At 73.2% G+C, this 14,889-nt stretch carries 14 protein-coding genes; 3 read left to right on the forward strand and 11 right to left on the reverse strand.

Annotated features, from left to right (window positions below; all coding sequences use genetic code 11):
* Positions 1 to 56: 56 nt before the first annotated feature.
* Entirely contained in the window at positions 57 to 2,018 is a 1,962-nt protein-coding gene (locus K313_RS0108490; RefSeq protein WP_029211263.1) for a glycoside hydrolase family 2 protein, read from the forward strand.
* Positions 2,019 to 2,078: 60 nt separating this feature from the next.
* Here K313_RS0108490 and K313_RS0108495 read toward each other — a convergent pair whose 3' ends face one another.
* From K313_RS0108495 to K313_RS20545, 9 genes are all read right to left on the reverse strand, one after another.
* Positions 2,079 to 3,260 (reverse strand): aminotransferase class I/II-fold pyridoxal phosphate-dependent enzyme, encoded by a 1,182-nt coding sequence (locus tag K313_RS0108495; RefSeq protein ID WP_034252435.1) that lies wholly within the window; start codon positions 3,258 to 3,260, stop codon positions 2,079 to 2,081.
* 20 nt (positions 3,261 to 3,280) lie between these two features.
* Complete coding sequence (locus tag K313_RS0108500; RefSeq protein WP_029211265.1) at positions 3,281 to 5,008, reverse strand: NAD(P)/FAD-dependent oxidoreductase; 1,728 nt, start codon at positions 5,006 to 5,008, stop codon at positions 3,281 to 3,283.
* A 90-nt stretch (positions 5,009 to 5,098) separates the two neighbouring features.
* Positions 5,099 to 5,830: a hypothetical protein gene (locus tag K313_RS0108505; protein ID WP_156911254.1), complete on the reverse strand. Its 732-nt coding sequence runs from the start codon at positions 5,828 to 5,830 to the stop codon at positions 5,099 to 5,101.
* Positions 5,831 to 5,835: 5 nt separating this feature from the next.
* Positions 5,836 to 6,174 (reverse strand): PadR family transcriptional regulator, encoded by a 339-nt coding sequence (locus K313_RS0108510; RefSeq protein ID WP_029211267.1) that lies wholly within the window; start codon positions 6,172 to 6,174, stop codon positions 5,836 to 5,838.
* Positions 6,175 to 6,346: 172 nt separating this feature from the next.
* A complete protein-coding gene (locus K313_RS24470) occupies positions 6,347 to 6,760 on the reverse strand; it encodes a hypothetical protein (protein WP_029211268.1) in 414 nt (137 codons plus the stop codon).
* 342 nt (positions 6,761 to 7,102) lie between these two features.
* Positions 7,103 to 8,302, reverse strand: coding sequence for a pyrophosphate--fructose-6-phosphate 1-phosphotransferase (locus tag K313_RS20540; RefSeq protein ID WP_034252438.1), 1,200 nt, complete (start codon positions 8,300 to 8,302; stop codon positions 7,103 to 7,105).
* A 114-nt stretch (positions 8,303 to 8,416) separates the two neighbouring features.
* Complete coding sequence (locus K313_RS0108525) at positions 8,417 to 9,016, reverse strand: energy-coupling factor transporter transmembrane component T family protein (protein ID WP_029211269.1); 600 nt, start codon at positions 9,014 to 9,016, stop codon at positions 8,417 to 8,419.
* A 1-nt stretch (position 9,017) separates the two neighbouring features.
* On the reverse strand, positions 9,018 to 9,704 hold the full coding sequence (locus K313_RS0108530) for an energy-coupling factor ABC transporter ATP-binding protein (RefSeq protein ID WP_019286389.1): 687 nt from the start codon (positions 9,702 to 9,704) through the stop codon (positions 9,018 to 9,020).
* Positions 9,705 to 9,744: 40 nt separating this feature from the next.
* Positions 9,745 to 10,416 carry a biotin transporter BioY gene (locus K313_RS20545; protein ID WP_029211270.1) on the reverse strand — a complete coding sequence of 224 codons (672 nt, stop codon included), beginning with the start codon at positions 10,414 to 10,416 and terminating at the stop codon, positions 9,745 to 9,747.
* A 109-nt stretch (positions 10,417 to 10,525) separates the two neighbouring features.
* Between K313_RS20545 and K313_RS0108540 the strand changes: the two genes are divergently transcribed.
* Positions 10,526 to 11,599 carry an AbrB family transcriptional regulator gene (locus K313_RS0108540; protein ID WP_029211271.1) on the forward strand — a complete coding sequence of 358 codons (1,074 nt, stop codon included), beginning with the start codon at positions 10,526 to 10,528 and terminating at the stop codon, positions 11,597 to 11,599.
* Positions 11,600 to 11,636: 37 nt separating this feature from the next.
* On the opposite strand, the gene K313_RS0108545 is transcribed toward K313_RS0108540, so the two are convergent.
* On the reverse strand, positions 11,637 to 12,272 hold the full coding sequence (locus K313_RS0108545; RefSeq protein WP_029211272.1) for a YigZ family protein: 636 nt from the start codon (positions 12,270 to 12,272) through the stop codon (positions 11,637 to 11,639).
* Between the two features lie 25 nt (positions 12,273 to 12,297).
* Here K313_RS0108545 and K313_RS0108550 point away from each other — a divergent pair, with 25 nt between their 5' ends.
* Positions 12,298 to 13,350 (forward strand): Gfo/Idh/MocA family protein, encoded by a 1,053-nt coding sequence (locus K313_RS0108550; protein WP_029211273.1) that lies wholly within the window; start codon positions 12,298 to 12,300, stop codon positions 13,348 to 13,350.
* A gap of 16 nt (positions 13,351 to 13,366) precedes the next feature.
* Here the strand turns inward: K313_RS0108550 and K313_RS0108555 are convergent, their stop codons facing one another.
* Positions 13,367 to 14,764, reverse strand: a complete 1,398-nt coding sequence (locus K313_RS0108555; protein ID WP_029211274.1) for an MFS transporter — start codon at positions 14,762 to 14,764, stop codon at positions 13,367 to 13,369.
* Between the last annotated feature and the right edge of the window lie 125 nt (positions 14,765 to 14,889).

The raw sequence follows: 14,889 nt of genomic DNA on the forward strand, positions 1-14,889 counted from the left end.
CCCTGCGGCCGGCTGCCCAGCCGGTGCTGGGAGCGGCGCCGGACCTGTCCGTCGGGGTGGGGTCGGGCGTCCCGCGCCCCGAGCACCCGCGTCCGCAGCTGGTGCGGACGCGGTGGCTGAACCTCAACGGCGAGTGGGAGTTCGAGACCGACCGCGGCGACAGCGGCTACGAGCGGGGGCTGGTGTCCCGCCCGCTGTCGGGCCGGATCCTCGTGCCGTTCTGCCCGGAGTCGACGGCGTCCGGCATCGGGGACGAAGACTTCCACGAGGCGGTCTGGTATCGCCGGACGGTGGTCGTGCCGGCGTCCTGGGCCGGGGCCGACGCGTGGCTGCACCTGGGCGCCGTCGACCACGACGCGACCGTGTGGGCCAACGGCGTCGAGATCGCCCGCCACCGCGGCGGGTTCACGCCGGTGTCCGCGCCCCTGTCCCGCGCCGGGGTGGGCCCGGGCGACACCGTCGAGATCGTCGTGCGGGCGCGTGACCCGCGCCGCGGGCCGCAGGCGCGGGGCAAGCAGGCGACGAGCTATGCCCGGTCGGGCTGCTTCTACACCCGCACCACCGGCATCTGGCAGACCGTCTGGCTCGAGGCCGTCCCACCGGTGCACGTGCGACGGCTGCACGTCTCGCCCGACCTCGCGGGCGGGGCGCTGGACGTGTCGATCCCGTTGAGCGGCAACCTGCCCGGTGGCCGGGTCGTCGTGGAGGTCATGCGCGACGCAGGGCTGGGCGACGCCGGTGCTGGGCCGGGGGACGACGGTGGCGGGTCGGGTGACGTCACGGACTGCACCGACGACGCCGACGCCGGGGCCGCCGTCGTGATCGCCTCCGCCACGACGCGATCCGACCTCGACCTCGCGCCACGGGTGCGAATCACGCTGCCGGAGGCAGAGATTCGTCCCTGGTCACCCGGCGACCCACACCTCTACGGCCTCGTCGTGCGGCTGGTCGACCGCGACGGGGAGGTCGTCGACGAGCTGACGTCATACGCCGGGTTGCGCTCGATCTCGGTGCACGGCAACGAGATCCGCCTCAACGGCGAGCGACTGTTCCAGCGGCTCGTCCTGGACCAGGGCTACTGGCCCGGGACGCTGATGACGGCCCCGTCGGACGCCGCGCTCGAGCTCGACATCCGGCTGGGCCTGGCGGCGGGATTCGACGGAGCCCGCCTGCACCAGAAGGTCTTCGAGGAGCGCTACCTCTACCACGCCGACCGGCTGGGCTACCTCGTGTGGGGCGAGTTCGGCGACTGGGGCGCCAAGGTGCGCGAGGGGCACGGCGAGATCCAGTCCCCGACAGCATCCTTCGTCACCCAGTGGGTCGAGGTGCTGCAGCGGGACGTCAACCACCCGTCGATCATCGGGTGGTGCCCGCTCAACGAGACCGAGCAGGACCTCGCCGACGACATCACCGTCCTGGACGACGTGACGCGGGCGATGTTCCTGGCCACCAAGGCGATCGACCCGACGCGACCGGTAATCGACGCGTCCGGGTGGTCGCACCGCGTGCCCGAGACCGACGTCTACGACGCCCACTGCTACGAGCAGCGACCGTGGAGGTTCCGGGTCCTCATGGAGGGGCTGGCCGCGGGTGAGCCTCTCGTCGACCTGCCCGGCCAGGACTGGTCCGTGCCGTACGCCGGACAGCCCTATCTCGTGTCGGAGTACGGCGGGATCTGGTGGGCGCCAGCGGGATCGGGTGACGCGTCCGGCGGAGCCGAGGGGCAGGACGGGACTCGCACCGACGGGGCTCACGCCGACGGGACCGACCAGGACAGCTCGTGGGGCTACGGGCAGCGGGTGCGGGACCTGGACGAGCTGTACTCGCGCTACGAGGGGCTCACGCGCGTGCTGCTCGACGACCCCGGCGTGGCGGGCTACTGCTACACCCAGCTCACCGACGTCTTCCAGGAGCAGAACGGCATCTACGCCTTCGACCGCTCCCCCAAGCTCGACGCCTCGCGGATCGCCGCGATCCAGCGGCGGCCGGCGGCATACGAGCAGGTCGACGACCGCTGAGCCCCCCACCTCATCCCCGACATCGGGGAGCGGGGAGCGGGGAGGTGAAGGGCGGAGTGGTCAGCCGGTGACGAACCGGGCCAGGCGGTCGAAGCCCTCGGTGACGTCGGCCGGGCTGCCGGCGTAGGAGATGCGCACGAAGTGGCTGCCGTCCAGCGCCGGGTCGCCACCCGGCCGTGAGGGGGCGAAGTCCACGCCGGGGGTGAGGGCCACGCCCGTGCGCTCCATGACCTCGGTGCACCACGCGACCGAGTCGCTCGTGAGGTGCGCGACGTCGCACCACGCGTAGAACGCGCCGGACGGCGGCACCTGGTCGTGCACGCCGATCTCCGGCAGCCGCTGCAGCACGAGGTCACGGTTGTGGGCGTATCGCTCGACGTGCGAGCGCAGCTCGTCCTGCGCGTCCGGCGTGAGGGCGCCGAGCGCGGCCGCCTGGCTGACGGCGGGCGGGCACAGGTTGAGGTTGCCGAGGAGCAGCTCCACCGGCCGCAGCAGGTGGTCCGGCAGGAGCATCCAGCCGAGCCGCCAGCCCGTCATCGAGAAGTACTTCGAGAAGCTGCCGACGACGGCGGCCGCGCGGGAGGTGCTCCGCGCCGTGGTGGGCTGCGCGCCGGCATACGAGATCCCGTGGTAGATCTCGTCGCTGACGAGCAGGACGTCGTTCGCCTCGCACCAGCGCGCGACGGCCGCGAGCTCGTCCGGCGGGACGACGGTGCCCGTGGGGTTGGCGGGGCTGGCGAGGATCAGGCCGGCTGGTGGGGTCGCGAGCGCCTCGAGCATCGCGATCGTGGGCTGGTAGGCCGTCTCCGGCCCGCAGTCGAGGTCGACGACGCGGCACCCGAGGGCCTCGAGGGTGTTGCGGTAGGCGGGGTAGCCCGGCCGGGTCACCACGACCTCGTCGCCGGCCTCGAAGGCCGCGAGGAACAGCGCCGTGAACCCTCCGCTGCTCCCCGTCGTGAGGATCACCTGCCCCGGGTGGACGTCGAGGTCGTATGTCGCGGCGTAGTGCTCGCAGATCGCCTCCCGCAGAACGAGGTCCCCCACCGCCTCGGTGTAGCCGAGCACCTGACCGTCGATCGCGGCGATGGCGGCGTCCCGCGCTGCCCGGGGTGCGCCCGTGCTGGGCTGACCGACGTGCAGGCCGATCACGTCCCCGTGCGTGATCCGCCGCCGCGCAGCGGACTTCATGACCTCCATGACGTGGAACGGCGGGACCTGGCCCCTCAGCGACATTCGGCTCATGCCCACCACCGTAGGCGCCGTCACCCGGCGGCGTCGCTCGCCCCCGGCTCGTCGAGGTAGGCGTGCACGAGCGGCACGACGGCGGCGCCCTCGCCGGAGGCCGAGGCGACGCGCTTCATGGAGCCGGCGCGGACGTCGCCCACGGCGAAGACGCCCGGCAGGTTGGTGGCGAACGACGCCGGCGGGCGGCCGTCGGACCAGCAGGTCTCGTCCGTGTCGGGTCCCGTGCGCACGAACCCGCGCTGGTCCAGGGACACCTTGGGCGGCAGCCACGCGCAGTGGGGCTGGGCGCCGAGGAGGAGGTAGAGGCCGGCCGCGTCGACCCGTCGCTCGTCGCCGGCGGTGTCCCGCAGCGTGAGCCAGGCGAGGCGCGGGTCGCCGCCGCCGTCGACGACCTGGGTGCGGGGCAGGACGGTGATCCGACGGTTGCCGTCGAGCTCGCGGATCAGATAGTCGCTCATGGTCGCTCGCAGGTCGTCGCGCCGGATGACGATCGTCACCGACCGGGCGAACCGGCTGAGGTGCAGGGCCGCCTGCCCCGCGGAGTTGCCGCCCCCGACGACGTAGACGTCCTGGCCGGCGACCTCGCGGGCCGAGGAGGCGGCGGCGCCGTAGTGCACGCCGCGTCCCACGAGGGCCTCCAGCGGCTCCACGCCGAGCCGGCGATAGGTCACGCCCGTCGCGATGACCACGGCGCGGGCCTCGAGGGCTGCTCCGTCCGCGACGGTGATGCGGTGCAGCCCGCCGGGCCGCAGCTCGGCGCCGTGCACCCGCCCGGGCTCGAGCGCCTCGACGGGGGTGCCTGCGAAGAAGCGCGCCCCGAACCTGATGGCCTGCATGCGGGCTCGCTGCGCCAGCCGCATCCCCGAGATGCCGCGCGGGAAGCCGAGGTAGTTGCGGATCATCGAGCTGCTCCCGGCCTGCCCGCCGATGGCGTCGGCCTCGACGACGACGGTGGTGAGGCCCTCGCTGGCGCCATACACGGCCGCCGCCAGGCCCGCCGGACCGGCACCGATCACGGCCAGGTCCGCCACGAATCCCTCGCCCAGGGCGTCGAACCCGCCGTAGAGCGCCCGCCCCACGTCCGCGATGGTCGCATCGACGATGGTCTCGCGCCCGTGCGCGACGATGACCGGGAGGACGGGGGTCTCGTGGCCCTCCCGAGCCAGGCCGTCGAGGATCGCCCGGCCCTCCTCGGAGCTGTCGACGACCGAGCGGCAGGGCATGCCCATCCGGTCGAGGAAGTCCCGGATCCCTGCGGTGCGAGGGCAGTTCGTCTCGCACACGATGGTGAGCATCGGCACCTCGGGGGCCGCGACCGTGGCGCCCCAGTCGGAGAGCAGGTCGGTGACGGCCGCGTGGAACTCCTCGTCGCGCGGCCCCCGCGGCAGCATGAGATAGGTGTCGATGGCGCCGCGCTGCTGCGCCTCGCGCATGGCCGGGAAGTGCTGCGTGGCGTCCGGACCGACGAGGAGCACGAGGCGCTTGGCCGTCGGCAGGGCCTGGTGCAGGACCCGCAGGGCCAGGAGCGCCGTGCTGTCGGGCAGATCCACCTCGGCCGCGACCAGGGCCACGAGACGCTGGCGCGCCGCGAATCCCTGGGCCACGTCGAGGGCCTCGTGCAGCCCGGTGGTGAGGACCAGGTCGTAGTCGGTGCCGTAGCGAGCCGCCAGCTCCCGCTCGATGTCGAGGCCGTGCGCACCGCTGACGACCAGGATGGCGGGGCGGTTGCGGTCCTCGGCAGGCATGGCGGTCAGTCTGCCGTATGACGGGGCGGGGTGCGCCTCCCCCTGACGCGCACCCCGCCCCGAGCTCTTACAGCACCGCGCGGTGCCGTGTCAGCCGGCCGTGAACCAGGTGAGGGCGCCGAGCGCCACCGCGGCCAGCACGTAGACCCAGCCACTGGCGGCAGCGAGGGCCCGTCCCGCGGCGAGCCCACCGCCGGCAGTGTCAGATCGGTCGTAGCGGTCGCGACCATCCCGCGGGTCGCGGACCGGGTCGGTCGGACGGCCGGCCAGACGCCGGTTGCCGACCACGGAGCACGCCAGGAGCAGTGCCGCCACGAGGCCCATGACCAACGGATCCGCGGAGAACGCCGTCTGCTGGAGCGCGACCGCCAGGGCGGTCGCGCCCACGAGCCCGGCGCCCAGGAAGAGGGACCCGGCCACCATGTGACGCAACAACGCGGCCAGGACCCGCACGGTCAGGAGCACGAACACGGCCAGGAAGGCGAACGAGGCCAGCTGACCGACAGAGATCTCGACCTCCTGCCCCAGGCGCACGGCCCGGACCGTGGCGGTGGCTGCCGTCAGACCCATCAGGCCCGCCACGACCGGCCCCAGGAGGCCCAGCCAATCCCTGGCCGTGGTGGTGATCAACAGGTCGTCCGGGAAGTCCAGGCTGGCGGCGTAGTCGTGCGGGTCGCCGAAGGCCTCGTGGGGGGTCTCACCGCTCTCCGCGCAGTGGGACTCGACGGCCGCGACGGCGTCGCCGATCGCGTCCCCGCGCACGTCTCGCAGCCGCAGCGCGATGACGAGCTCCTCGATCCACTTCCGGTCCTGTGCCGTCATGGTCATCACTGCTCCCCCTCGGAGATGAAACGTGTGGTGTGGTGGGCGAACTCCCGCCACTGGGTGGACTGCCACCCCAGGGCCTCTCGGCCGTCGTCGGTGAGCTGGAAGTACTTGCGGCCGGGGCCGCCGTCGCCCTGGCGCCACTCGGTGGTGACCTGACCGGCCGTCTCCAGGCGGCTGAGCAAGGGATAGAGCGTCCCGCCCTTGATCGCGCCGAACCCGTTGTCCTCGAGGGTCGTCGCGATGGCGTAGCCATAGGTGGGGCCGTCCGCCAGGACCCGGAGGACCGCCAGGGTGAGGAGTCCTCGGAGCCATTCGCTCGGCCACGGTTGCTGGGGCATGGCTAGACAGTATCTCTACTTAATCAGCCTGTCTACCTAGAGCGTCTGACTAGTTTACTCGGATCCGTCGCAGATCTTCGGGTTGGAAGCCGAAGATCTGCCACGGAGGCGAATGCAGTCTGGACGAGGGAGCGAGTGCGTACGAGGAGGCGGGCTTGAGCAGGCGGACGACTCAGATGCGGCCGGCTCGGCGACGGGCCTGACCGTGGCGACGACGGGCGCGCACCCGTGCCCTCTCGACCCGCTCGAGCAGGAGCGCGGGGGTGTCGAGCATCGCCTTGCTCACCCGCACGACCTCCACCCCGAGGTCGCGGACGTCGTCCTCGCGGACCTTCTCGCGCAGCAGCACGTCGTTGCGCGTCGTGTCCTGCGGGCCGGCGACGTACTTGACCTCACCGTCATGCTCGAGGGCCACCCACTCCCCCTCGAGCATGGCGTCCAGTCGCCTGGGCCCGCGCCGGGTCATGACCGGCACCTGGGGCTCTAGGCGGTATCCCAGGCCGTGCGCCACCCACGTCATACGAGACTCTCCGGGGGACTCGTGCCTCACGTCCACGAGGTGCAGGACGGCGGCGAGGCGCGCCACGCTCCGACGGCCAGCGCACCGACCTCGCCGTCCACCACCCGCGCCGCACGGACGAGATCCGCCCCTCTTGCCGGGCCGAGGCGAGGTCCGCCGACGTGACACCACAGGCACGAGCCTCCGCCGTCGAGAAGACGGGGCGGGCGATCAGCTCTGGGGGGAGGTCCATGCCGCCAGGGTGGCCGGGCCGGCGCCTCCGCGAACGACCTGGCGACGGACCTGTGGACGGCGGCGCGGCAATCCGCGCGCCTCGATCGCCCTGTGGACGAGGCGGCGCTCACGGTCCTCGCAGACCTCCGGGTTGCCACCCGAAGATCTGCGAGGGAGACGAGTGGGGAGGGGCGGTCAGGCCTGGCCGACCTGGCGCAGCAGGTCCTGGAACCAGTCCTGCGAGGCGTCGAAGGCCTTGTGCCCCGCGATGCGCGGGAACTCGATGACGCGCAGCTCGTCGCCGCGCTCCTCGTCGTTGCCGACGACGCCGGGCGTGCTGGCCTGGGCCGCGTCGACCGCCACGTCGCACATCTGCTTGATCAGCGCGAGGTCGGTGTCGTTGGCGGCGGCGGAGCGGGAGAAGTAGCCGGACTTCTGGACCATCGCCTTCTCGGCCTCGATCTTGGCGCCGAACTCCTTGGCGAAGTAGCTGCCCGGGTTGATCGTGTCGAGCTTGACGTGCCCGAAGGGGTCGCGGGCGACCTCCTGGCCGGACGCCTCGAGCTGCTTGACGATGTCGTCGACGCCGGCGCCCTCGGACAGGAAGATGTTGACGCAGCCGATCTCGTCCATGGCCTTCTTGAGCCGCGCGGCCTCCGCGTCGAGGTCGATCTGCACCTCGGGGACGTAGACGCCGTGGATCGCCCAGCGCTCCGGGGTGAGGCCGGCCTGCGGCAGCCAGGTCTGCTGGCCGTGCCAGGTCATGTAGTCGCGGGCCGCCGCCGCCGTCAGCCAGCCGCAGTTGCGGCCCATCACCTCGTGGACGATGAGCATGCGCGGGTTGGAGCCGTGCTCGGCGATGATGTTGCGGGCGAAGATCGCCGCCTGCTCGGCCGCCGTCTGGGCGCCGAGGGACTGGCGGATCGGGACGATGTCGTTGTCGATCGTCTTGGGCAGGCCCACCACGGTCAGCTCGTAGCCCTGCTCGTGCAGGTAGGCCGCGAGGTCCGCCGCCGTGGTGTTGGTGTCGTCGCCGCCGATGGTGTGCAGGACGTCGACGCCGTCCTCCTTGAGGCGGTTGGCCGCGACCTCGAGGGGGTTCTCGCCCTCCTTGACCAGGCCGCGCTCGACGAGGTTCTTGGCGTTGGTGAGCTTGACGCGGGAGTTGCCGATCGGGCTGCCGCCAAAGTTGCGCAGCACCCCCGCGTTGCGGCGGGTCTCCTCGTCGAAGACCGTGTAGCTGCCGGTCAGCACGCCGTGGTAGCCGTGGCGGTAACCGATGAGCTCCACGTCGGGCAGCATCTCGGTGTAGCGCTCGATGAGGTCGCCGACGGCGGCGGACAGGCAGGGGGCGTAGCCGCCGGCGGTCAGCATGGCAACGCGCTTGATGGTCATCGGGAGGGTCCTCCTGCGATAGCGGATGAGGGGGTATGACGGTCGCGACTCTGCGACCTCCACCCTATCGAGGGCGCCCCGGGTGGGCAGACCCCCCCGGGGTGGCTGCGGCGATCAGTCGTCGACGCCCCGGGCCGCGAGGGCGTCACCGACGCGTTCGGCGTGCCGGACCGTGCGGATGACGAGGGGCGTGGCCACCGCCCGCACGGACCGGTCCAGGCCGCGGGCCCGCCTCGCGTCCAGGGTCTGCTGCAAGAGCTGCCCCACGACGGGGATGCTGCGCAGCGTCAGGCTGACGGTCAGGGCCACGCGCTCCGGCGAGACGCCGACGTGCCGCAGCGGCTGGGCGAGGCGCTGCACCCCGTCGAGCATCTCGGACACGCGCGTGGTGAGGGTGACGAGCCCGGCCGCCGCCACCGCGACCACCATGCCGCCGAGGGTGACCACGACGGCCTCCCACCCGCCGCTCCAACACTGGAACGGCGCCATCACCAGCAGGAACCACCGCAGCGGCCGCACCTCGCCCCACGCCAGGCGCAGCGAGATCCGGCACAGGGCGTAGACGCCGAGGACGACCAGCGCCGAGGCCGCCGTCATCCAGGGCCGCTGCACGAGCGACACCGGCACGAGGAACACCGCGAGCGCCAGCAGCTTCCAGGGCACCGGGAGGCGGTGCAGGAGCGAGCGGCCCTCGGCATACGCGCCGGTCAGCACGTCAGGCCCCCATCAGCCGGCGGTAGAAGGGGACCACCTCGCCGGCCGGCCCGTCGGCCGCCACCCGACCCTCGTCGATGCACACGACCCGCTCCCACCCCTCGAGCAGCCACAGGTGGTGGGTGACGAGCACGACCTGCTGGTCGAGGGCGTCGAGCAGCCGCGAGACCTGGTGCGAGTGGCGCAGGTCGAGCAGGGTGGTGGGTTCGTCGCAGACCAGCACGTCGGGCCGAGTGACGAGGATGGCGGCGATGGCGAGGAGCTGCTTCTGGCCCGAGGAGAGCTGGTGCGCGGGGTGATCCGCGTGATCGGCCAGCGAGTAGCGCTCGAGCACCTCGTCGACCAGCCGCCGCTTGTCGTCGTCGCTGAGGTCACGGCGGCGCCGCAGCGAGAACTCCACGTCCTCGCGCACCGTCGGCATCACGATCTGCGCCTCGGGGTCGGGGAAGACGAAGCCGACCTTGCGCCGCACCGCCGCCCCGTCGCGCGCCGCGTCCAGGCCGTCGACCAGCACCCGCCCCTCCGTCGGCTCCACCAGGCCGTTGAGCATGCGCGCGAGCGTGGACTTGCCCGAGCCGTTGGCGCCCACGATGCCGACGCGCGGCTCCGTGAGCGTCAGGTCGACGTGCTCGAGGACGCGGCGATCGCCATAGGCGTGGGCGACGCCCTCGATGCGGATGGTGGGCATGGGTCGTATGGCGGACGCCTGCTGCGAGCCGTGGTCGGCGTCAGCGGCGGCGGGCCGGCACGAGGTCCGGCAGCGCCTTGTGGACGGCGGTGGCGACGACGCCCGCGACGACGGCCTTGACGAGGTCGCCGGGCAGGAAGGTCGCCGAGAAGGTCGCCGCGCCGGCGAGGTCGAGCTTGGCCGAGCGCCAGGCCATCCCGGGGATCCCGAGGGCGTAGGACACGACGATGCCGCCGACCAGGCAGGCGCCGACCGCCGCCATGACGTGCAGGCGCGGGAGGAAGCGCTGGACGAGCAGGCCGATGACGAGCGCGACCACGGGGTAGCCGACGACGAAGCCGACCGTGGGGCCGGTGAAGATGGCGAGCCCGCGCACGCCGCTGGCGAGCACAGGGAGGCCGGCGACCGCGAGGACCACGAACAGCAGCACGGCCAGGAACCCGCGGCGCGCCCCGAGCACGGCGCCGGCGAGCATGATGCCGAGGTTCTGCAGGACGATGGGGGCGGCGCCGCCGACCGGGACCTTGACGGGGACCAGCGCGACGATGAGGGCGCAGAAGGCGGCGACCAGGGCCAGGTCGCGGGCGGTGAGGCCGCGTCGGGTGGCGGGCCGGGTGGTGGGTCGGGTGTGGTCGCCCCCGTCGCTGCTGCTGCTGGTGCTGCTGGCGCTGGGGTCGCTGCTGGTGGAGGTGCGGCGGGCGGCGGTGGACATGGGGCGAAGCGTACCTGAACGGCGTTCAGGAGGTGGCGGTCGGGCCGGGTGATGGTCGACACCTGAGCCGGAGGGGCGCGTGCCGACGAGGCCCACCTAGGGTGCTGGGGTGATCGCCCCTCCCGCCCGTGTGCTCGTCACCGGGGTCGCCGTGGGCGCCGTCGTGTGGGCGGGCCTCGCGCTGCTGGCCCTGCCGTCGCCATCGCTGTTCGGGGGGCTGGCGGCCGGGGCGGTGCTGGCGTTCGGGTCGCCGCGGGCGCCCCAGCTGCCGCGCTGGAGCGTGGTGCTGGCGCAGGCCTTCGTCGGGGTGACCATCGGCGAGACGGTGACGCTGTCGGCGCTGCGCCAGATCGCCGCCGACTGGCCGTCCGTCCTGATCGTCACCGTGGTGACGCTGCTGCTGAGCCTGCTCGCGGGCGTCATACTGGCGCGTCTGCACCCGATCTCGCTGGCCACCGGACTGTTCTCGATGGCCGCCGGCGGGGCGTCGGGCATCACGTCGATCGCCGACGAGCTGGGGGCGGACGCGCGGGTCGTGTCGATCCTGCAGTACCTCCGGGTGCTGCTCGTCCTGGTGACCCTGCCGCTCGTCGTGGGTCTGGTGTTCCACCCGCAGACGGGGCAGGGCGGGGACGCCGCTGCCGGCGGGGCCGGTGACGGCTGGGTCGCGTCCGCGGTCTTCGTCGCCCTGTCGGTCGGGGTGGGGCTCGGGCTGGCCCGGCTGGTGCCGGTGTCGACGTTCACGCTGATCGGGCCGCTGGCCGTGGCCGGAGGGCTGACGCTGTGGGGCGGGCTCGGCGCCGCGCAGACACCCGGCCTGCTCGTGTCCTTGGCGATGCTGGCGATCGGCCTGCAGGTCGGGGTGAAGTTCACGCGCGACAGCGTGCGGGCGATCGGGCGGCTGCTGCCTGCCGGGCTCGTGCTGATCGCGGCTCTGCTGATCCTGTGCGGGGTGCTCGGCTGGGTGCTGTCGCAGGTCACGGGCGTCGACCCGCTGACGACCTATCTGGCGACGACGCCGGGCGGGCTGTTCGCGGTGCTGGCGACGGCGACCGACAGCGGCGCCGAACCGACCTATGTCTTTGCCGTGCAGCTCGCTCGGCTCCTCGCGATCCTGGCGCTGGCGCCGCTGCTCGCGCGCTGGCTGCGGACCCGCCAGGGAGCGTGGACCCGCCGGGGGTAGAGGCATCAGCCTGGGGAACGAAGGCCGGTTGATGCCTCTACCGGGGGTGGGTGCGGTAGTCGGTGGGGCCGTCGACCAGGACGCCCGCTCCCCCGGTCAGCTCGGCGACCAGCGCCGCGAGCTCGTCGCGCTCCTGCGGCTCCGCGTCGAGCCTCAGCGTCGCCCGCTCCGCGTAGTCGGTGCCGTCGACGTGCACCCCGCGCGAGCGCAGCGCCGCCTCCACGCGCCCCGCGTCCGCGTGCACGACCTCCAGCGAGAACCGTTGCGCCAGACGGCGCTCCAGCACCTGCGCGGCATCGCACGCGGCGCGCACACTGTCGCCATACGCCCGGATCAGCCCACCGGTCCCGAGCAGCGTCCCCCCGAACCACCGCGTGACCACGCACACCACGTCGCTCAGCCCGCGGCCGCGCAGGACCTCGAGCATCGGCGCCCCCGCCGTCCCCGCCGGCTCGCCGTCGTCGGACGACCGCTCCGTCATCGCCTCCGGCCCCAGCACGAACGCCGAGCAGTGGTGCCGAGCGTCCCAGTGCGCCCTGCGGGCCGCCTCCACCACGGCCCGGGCCGCCGCCTCGTCCTCGACCCGCTCCAGCCGCGCCAGGAACCGCGAGCGCCGCACCTCGATCTCGACGTCGACGGGCGACGCGACGGTCAGGTAGGACTGGGGCACCAGGCCATCCTCCCCTAGGCTCGACGGGGTGAGCGACCTCCCTGTCCCCCTGCCCACCACGCTGCCCGACAGCCGCGTCCCCGACCCCCGTGAGGCTCCCCCGCTGCGGTGGGGCGTGATCGGGCCCGGCGGCATCGCGCGGGCGTTCGCCGACGGGCTGCACACGCACACGCGCAGCCGCGTCGTCGCCGTCGGGTCGCGGTCCCTGGACCGCGCCGAGGCCTTCGCGCGCGAGGTGGGGGGCGCGACGGCATACGGCTCGTATGCCGAGCTCGTCGCGGACCCCCAGGTCGACGCGGTCTATGTGGCCTCGCCGCACAGCGAGCACCGCGAGCACGCGCTGCTGGCCATCGCCGCGGGACGCCACGTGCTGGTGGAGAAGGCCTTCACGCGCACGGCGGCCGAGGCGCAGGAGGTCGTCGACGCCGCCCGCGCCGCCGACGTGACGTGCATGGAGGCGATGTGGACGCGCTACCTGCCGCAGAGCGACGTGATCCGACAGCTCGTCGCCGACGGGGTGCTGGGCGAGCTCGAGACGGTGCTCGCCGACCACGGGCAGTGGTTCGCCGAGGACCGGTCCTTCCGGCTGTTCGCGCCGGAGCTGGCGGGCGGGTCCCTGCTCGACCTGGGCATCTATCCCGTGTCCTTCGCCTGCGGCGTGCTCGGTATGCCGCAGCGGGTCACCGCCGTCGGCACCACGGCCTTCACCGGGGTGGAGGCGCAGGCGTCGATGATCCTGTCGGACTTCGCGGCGGCGCCCAGGGCGCACGCGGTGCTGACGACGACGCTGGCCGCCAAGACCCCCACCATCGCCTCCATCTCGGGGTCGCTGGCGCGCGTCGAGCTGGACGGCGACTTCTACCAGCCCGGTCGGGTGCGGCTGGTGTCGCGCTCCGGCGAGGTGGTCGAGGGCCCGGAGCCGGTCGTGCACGGGCACCGGGGGCTGTGCTACGAGGCGGCCTACCTGGCGCGGCTGGTCGCGGAGGGGCGACGCGAGTCGGAGCTGCTGCCCCTGGACGAGACGGTCGCGATCATGGGGCTGCTCGACGAGGCGCGGCGGCAGATCGGCGTGCCTCTGTGAGATCAGCTGAGGTAGGTCAGAGCTCCTCGAGCTCCTTGCCGCGCAGCTCGGGCAGGCCGAGGGCCGAGAACGCCGCGATCGCGAACGCCACCGCGAAGGTCGTGAACACCAGGCCCGTCCCCCCGGCCGCCTTGAGCGGCGGCACGGCCAGCGGCGCCAGGATCGAGGCGATGCGCCCGAACCCCGCCGACGCCCCGGACCCGGTCCCCCGCATGACGGTGGGGTAGATCTCGGGGGTGACGGCATACAGTGCACCCCAGGCACCGAGGTTGAAGAAGCTGAGCGCGCACCCAGCGGCGAGGATCGCCGGCACCGACGAGGCCATCCCGAACGCCCCGGCGGCGCAGGCCGACCCGATCAGGAAGGTCGTGAGCGTCGCGCGGCGCCCCCACGCCTCGATCAGCCAGGCCGAGACGGCATAGCCGGGGAGCTGGGCGAGGGTGATCCACAGGGTGTACTCGAAGGACTTGACCATGTCGAAGCCCTGGGCGAACAGGAGCGAGGGCAGCCAGATGAACGCGCCGTAGTAGGAGAAGTTGACGCAGAACCACACGACCCACAGCGACGCCGTGCGGAGCCGGTAGCGCGAGCTCCACAGCCCGGGCACCGGCCCGGTCGGCGGGACGGGGGCGTCGATGGCGGCGTCCGGCGCGTGGTCGGGGGCGGGCACCCCCGCCGGCTCCTCGAAGCTGCGGACCGCGGACTCCGCCTCGGCATACCGGCCCTTGGACTCCAGGAAGCGCACCGACTCCGGCAGGGTGGCGCGCACGACCAGGGCATAGAGCGCCGGCACGACGCCCAGCGCCATCGCCCACCGCCACCCGTCGGCGCTGCCGGGGATGACGAAGTAGCCGATGAGCGCCGCCAGGATCCACCCGATCGCCCAGAAGGACTCGAGGCCGACGACGACGCGGCCGCGGATGTGCGCCGGGGAGTACTCGCTGATCAGGGTGGACGCGACGGGAAGCTCAGACCCGAGGCCCAGCCCGACGACGAACCGCAGCGCCATCAGGACCGCCACGCTGCCGGCCAGCGCCGACGCGCCCGTGGCGAGGCCGTAGACGAGCAGGGTCAGCGCGAACACCTGGCGCCGCCCGATCCGGTCGGCCAGCAGGCCACCGAGGGTCGCCCCCACCGCCATGCCGAGCGAGCCGATCGAGGCGATCCAGGACACCTCGGTCGGCGTGAGCTGCCACTGGCGGGCCAGCGCGGTCAGGACGAACGAGATGAGGCCGACGTCCATCGCGTCGAGCGCCCAGCCGACGCCGGAGCCCGCGAGCAGACGGCGGTGCTTGCTCGTGAACGGCAGGCGGTCGAGCCGCTCGGTGCGGGTGAGGTGGCGGTCGAGGCCGGTGGAGCCCCGGGGGGCGCTGGGGCCGGTCGGGCCGAGGGGGCCGGTCGAGGTGGCGGGCATGGCTGGCTCCTGGGGGGGCGAGACAGGGTGGAGCGAGCGGGTCGGACGACGGATCAGGCCGTATGACGGACGCCGCACCCGGGACGCGAGGGCAGGCTAGGCGCCTGTTGTGCTCACTATAAGCA

Origin of the sequence: Arsenicicoccus bolidensis DSM 15745 (genome assembly GCF_000426385.1) — a bacterium.
Taxonomy (GTDB): domain Bacteria; phylum Actinomycetota; class Actinomycetes; order Actinomycetales; family Dermatophilaceae; genus Arsenicicoccus; species Arsenicicoccus bolidensis.